The organism is Microcoleus sp. PH2017_12_PCY_D_A, from assembly GCF_020738565.1.
GTDB lineage: Bacteria > Cyanobacteriota > Cyanobacteriia > Cyanobacteriales > Microcoleaceae > Microcoleus.
The window spans coordinates 1-3,071 of sequence record NZ_JAEQCI010000234.1; the positions used below are offsets into that span (position 1 = coordinate 1).

General features: G+C 46.9%; 5 protein-coding genes. All 5 read right to left on the bottom strand.

Annotation, left to right across the window (positions count from 1 at the left end; translation table 11 throughout):
- A partial coding sequence (locus tag JGK39_RS33085; protein WP_293308987.1) for a hypothetical protein occupies positions 1-213 on the bottom strand: 213 nt, incomplete at its 3' end.
- Positions 210-686 (bottom strand): hypothetical protein, encoded by a 477-nt coding sequence (locus JGK39_RS33090; RefSeq protein ID WP_293298528.1) that lies wholly within the window; start codon positions 684-686, stop codon positions 210-212. The genes JGK39_RS33090 and JGK39_RS33085, both read right to left, overlap by 4 nt.
- 11 nt (positions 687-697) lie before the next feature.
- Positions 698-1,102: a hypothetical protein gene (locus JGK39_RS33095; RefSeq protein ID WP_293298525.1), complete on the bottom strand. Its 405-nt coding sequence runs from the start codon at positions 1,100-1,102 to the stop codon at positions 698-700.
- Positions 1,095-1,448 carry a hypothetical protein gene (locus tag JGK39_RS33100; protein WP_293298523.1) on the bottom strand — a complete coding sequence of 118 codons (354 nt, stop codon included), beginning with the start codon at positions 1,446-1,448 and terminating at the stop codon, positions 1,095-1,097. Before JGK39_RS33100 ends, JGK39_RS33095 begins: the two co-directional genes overlap by 8 nt.
- A gap of 196 nt (positions 1,449-1,644) precedes the next feature.
- Entirely contained in the window at positions 1,645-2,790 is a 1,146-nt protein-coding gene (locus JGK39_RS33105) for a tyrosine-type recombinase/integrase (RefSeq protein ID WP_293309011.1), read from the bottom strand.
- Positions 2,791-3,071: the final 281 nt, after the last annotated feature.

Here is a 3,071-nt window from a genome sequence, read left to right on the forward strand (position 1 = left end):
TAGCCGGAATCTGAGTTGTAGTAAATCGATTTTCAGGATGGCAATAATTGCGTCATCCAGCAGCCATGCGGTAGCGCTGACTATGAGTTTGAGAGCAAAGAGTGCTTGGACAAATAGCAGCAGGTTCGGGTGAAGCGACGCCATCCAGCAGAGGAAGCTGGAGGCGATCGCAGTCAGCAAAAAGTTGTTACCGAGCGCGATCGCTTTTATCATTTGTCCGAGCCTCCTAGTAGCTTGGTTTTGATGGCTTCAATCCGCGCGGTAGCATCAGTCTCAGCTTTCTCAAGCCCAAAACCCAATCGGGCATAACCAGGGCGCAACCCCTGTAAGTGTTTGCCCAGACCCGCATCAGCGCGTTTCTTTTTTAGTTCGTTAGTTGCGACGCTTTTCTCGTACCCCCGGTGCAATTTGTGGACTTTGGCATCGGCTTCTTCAATCTTGGTCATAGCTCCGTAGGCTCGCTTTGATTGGCGCGCGCCGTCGGTCTTTTCCTTTGCTAATTCCTTCATGGCGTCCGCTTCCTCTGCGGTGAAGTAGCGCGGGGTATCGCACACCGGCACGGAGCGGATGGAGCTAAACTTGCCGGGATTTAGCGGCGTGATGACGCTGGCATCGGTTGGTTTGCTAATCACTTCTGATTTGTGACTGATGGCGTCGCTACTGCCACCGCCGAATAAGGTTGTCATTACTCCCATGGTTATTTGGCCCCTATTTGAATGTTGATACGAACTGGCGGGAATAGATTCAAGGGATTGATTTGTCGCCACATAGACATAGCCAGCACAAACACCCCCGCTGATGCGAGTACAAGTGCGATGAGTTGCCCGAAGTCAACCCAGTCTAAAAAGTTGGTGGGATTTTGGCGGGTGAAACACACAGGGAATGAACCGTCGTTAGTCCAGTCAAGGGTGTCTACACTGTCTACACTGTCTACACTGTCTAGCGATTCACCGTCAATAAGGTGCAGTTCTAGCAGCGCTTCCCATGTGGCAGTTTTGCTCAGTTTTCCAAACTGTCTGGCGTCTTCATTTGTGAAGCCACGGTTAAAAGCGATCGCTCTGAGTTGGTCTATGCGACGGAAATTGACAGCGGGCTTAGTCATTTGACCTCCTCAAGTCGCCACCAATTACCAGGTGTCTGTCAAAGCAGGGGTATAGGGAATCCGGGCCTTGTCCCTTGTACCAGTCAATTAGATAAGCCCAAGTCTCCTGACGGGGATGCCAGCAAATACCCATGACTTCACCAAATTCGACGCAATTTTTGCCGAACTCATCAACCCAGTGGTCAGAGACTTTCTCCCCAATAAGAAAATCAGGTTTAGGGAGCTTGGCGGGAATTGCTGGCGATCGCACGTAGCGAGCTAAGCTTGTCCAACTAATAGGACTCTTAGCGCGAGATTGCGTTAAGAGTTGCGATCGTCCCATAGGACAATCGTCTAAAAATGTCATAATTATTCGGCTCCAAACGTTGTGTGTAAACGGTTTGGGGAAGTCGTGACTTGGTTAGCGGGTCCAATCGCTAGTCAGTCGCGCATCAATCTTCCTTAGTTACTCACGATTACAGGTTTGCAGTCACTTGTCAACAGGTGCGACTGTAAAGTTTTGTTTCGCAAAAATTGCCCACAGAATCAACATATTAACAGTATCAAAGCGGGCGTAAATGCTCCAAAATCTTGTTATCTAAATAGTGGGAATTAATAATACTTTCCGACGTATCGCACCAGCGAGCAATTACCGCAGATGGGATACCTTGTGCCAATTGTTCACTAATAAAAGTATCGCGACAAGAATATGGAGTAGTAGGCTTGTAACCAGGTTCTCGTGTCTTGTCTGTGATAGGTACAACTATCTTGTGCCAAGCTCTTTGGGAAAAATTGCTGTAGTTAATTGCCTCCCCGGTTGGGGAAGAGAAAACCAATTCTTTAGAATCAAACTGTTTGGGCTTAATTGACACTAAAAATTCCTTCAACTCATTATTGCAAGGGAATTTTCGGTGTTTGTTATTTTTACTGCCCTTGCTCTCAACAGCTTTGCCATCAATGAACTGAATACTGCTGTTGAACAAAACATAAGAACAGTCAAGTGCGACATTCCCCCAAGTCAAGCCAATAGCCTCGCTAGGACGGCAACCCGTTAAGAGCCAAAATTTTACCAATGGGTAATATATGCCGTAGCAGTGTCCGGGCTTATTTCTGTGAGATTCAAAAGCTTGTAGCACCAGCGTCTTTTCTTCACTGACAAAACCATTAGGGGCGGGGTCATTCTGCCAGTTGTACTTAGGCAAATCATTAGCCATATCTTTGTAAGGACTAACAGGCAAAATAATTAACCTGTGCTTGATACCCCAATTAACAGCAGCATTTAAGTGGGTGAGAATGCGCTTAGTCATGTCCCCCGTTGTTGCCTCTAAAAGGACTTCGCGAACCTCTAGCGCTTGCAGAATATCTGAAGGACATTTAGCTATGTGTCGCCCCAACGTAGTCTGCAAGTAGTGAAAAGACTTTGGTTTGAGCGTACCCTGCTTGTAACTTAAATATTTGTCCCATAATCCTTGCAGCGTCAAAGCTGTTGTCCCAAATTTTGCCTGTACCAGATTGCTGTGTTTCTGGGGTTGGACAGGCTTGTATTTGCTTAAATCATTTGGGTCAAATATCCCTGTAAGGATGTCAAGCTCAATCTGCTTAGCTTTGCATTCTGCGATCGCCCGGTTTTCTAAAGTATCCGCCAGACCTATATACAGAAACGTATTTTTACCGGAATAAAGCTCGCGAGGCAAGTGAAGGCGCAGCATACCTCGGCTTGCCATCACTCCTACAGTCCCCTTTCTCCGACGCTGAGATTGGTTTATTTGCACGATCGCACCATCAACTCTACAGACCTAAAGTACCAAATTGTTGTGCAATTGTTGTGCAATTTTGTTTGACGCTAGGCAACCAAAGGCTGAAAAGCTTGTGTAGAGAGTGGTACAATAAATTGACGCTACTGCCTTCTAAGCAGCGAGCCGCAGGTTCAAGTCCTGCCGTACCCGTTAACTAAACCTATACATGACAAGAGTTTCAGACGTTTTCCCCC

Bases quoted from the DNA above. Each gene is read 5' to 3' on its own strand.
- JGK39_RS33105 (WP_293309011.1), bottom strand. From the start codon at position 2,790: ATGCTGCGCCTTCACTTGCCTCGCGAGCTTTATTCCGGTAAAAATACG.
- JGK39_RS33100 (WP_293298523.1), bottom strand. From the start codon at position 1,448: ATGACATTTTTAGACGATTGTCCTATGGGACGATCGCAACTCTTAACG.
- JGK39_RS33095 (WP_293298525.1), bottom strand. From the start codon at position 1,102: ATGACTAAGCCCGCTGTCAATTTCCGTCGCATAGACCAACTCAGAGCG.
- JGK39_RS33090 (WP_293298528.1), bottom strand. From the start codon at position 686: ATGACAACCTTATTCGGCGGTGGCAGTAGCGACGCCATCAGTCACAAA.